The 1,125-nt window shown below is 66.0% G+C and carries 1 protein-coding gene and 1 pseudogene; both read right to left on the reverse strand.

From position 1 onward, the window contains the following. Positions 1-352, reverse strand: a pseudogene (locus tag EN935_RS37150) (3-oxoacyl-ACP synthase); the annotation flags it as partial. Further along, positions 349-1,125: aminotransferase class III-fold pyridoxal phosphate-dependent enzyme (locus EN935_RS37155; protein ID WP_127374295.1), on the reverse strand; the 777-nt coding region annotated here is incomplete at its 5' end. The pseudogene EN935_RS37150 and the gene EN935_RS37155, both read right to left, overlap by 4 nt.

Raw genomic sequence — 1,125 nt, forward strand, 5'->3', positions numbered from 1 at the left:
CCTCGGTCGCGCAGGCGCCGGTCAGATCGCCCGCGCCTGCGCGACCGAGGCCGAGTTTGTGCGCGACCAGGGGTGCACTGGGTGGCAGAAGGTGGTCGGGCGTGGAGGTGGCAAGCAACAGCAGCCCGATGTCGCTGCGGTCAATACCGGCGTTCGCCAGCGCCATGTCGCCAGCCTGCGTGGCAAGACCAGACAGCGTGTCTTCGTCCGTTGCCCAGAAGCGCGAACGAATTCCGGTACGCCTTTCAATCCAGCCAGGTTCGAGACCGAGATTATTCTCGATCTCGGCATTCGCCACCTTGCGCCCAGGCGCGTGATGGCCAAATCCGAGAATGCGCGACGACCTGCTCATGGCCTCGAACCGAAGCGCTCGCCGGCCTCCTCGATGGCGTCATGGAGCCCGTCCAACTCGCCGCCAGTGATGCAATAGGGTGGGAGAAGGTAGAGGACGTTGCCGAGCGGACGCACAAGCAGCCCCTGGTCGAGGAAGAACGCGCGCAGCTTCGGGCCGATCTCGGCCAGATAGCCGGCCGAGCCGGCGCGCAGGTCGAGAGCCAAGATCGTGCCGGTTGCCCGGCAGTCGGTGAAGTTGGCATTGTCGCGAAAGCGCCGAAGCCCGGCGGCCTGCATCGCGCTCAAGGCCGCGATCCGCTCGGCCACCGGCTCGTCGCGCCAGATCTCGACATTGGCGAGTGCGGCCGCGCAGGCGATCGGGTTGGCGGTGTAGGAGCTCGAATGAAAGAAGGTTTTCTTCCGGTCCGTCGAATAGTGAGCTTCGAAGATGGCGTCGGTGGCGAGCGTAGCGGCCAGCGGGATGGCGCCACCGGTCAAGCCCTTCGAGGTACACAGGATATCCGGAGAAATGGACGCCTGCTCGCAGGCGAACATGGTTCCGGTGCGCCCCCAGCCGGTCATCACCTCGTCGGCGATCAGCAGCGTGCCGGAGGCTTCGGCAATCTTCTTCAATTCCGTCAGAACCGAAGCCGGATACATCAGCATGCCGCCGGCGCCGAGCACCAGCGGCTCAACGATCAGCGCGGCGGCGCGCCGGTCGCGGCTGACGGCCTCGAAACGATCCAGTGTCTCCTGCTCTCGCCCGGCGGCCGGGAAGGGGATGGTGTCGAC

The organism is Mesorhizobium sp. M7D.F.Ca.US.004.03.1.1 (genome assembly GCF_003998635.1).
GTDB lineage: Bacteria > Pseudomonadota > Alphaproteobacteria > Rhizobiales > Rhizobiaceae > Mesorhizobium > Mesorhizobium loti.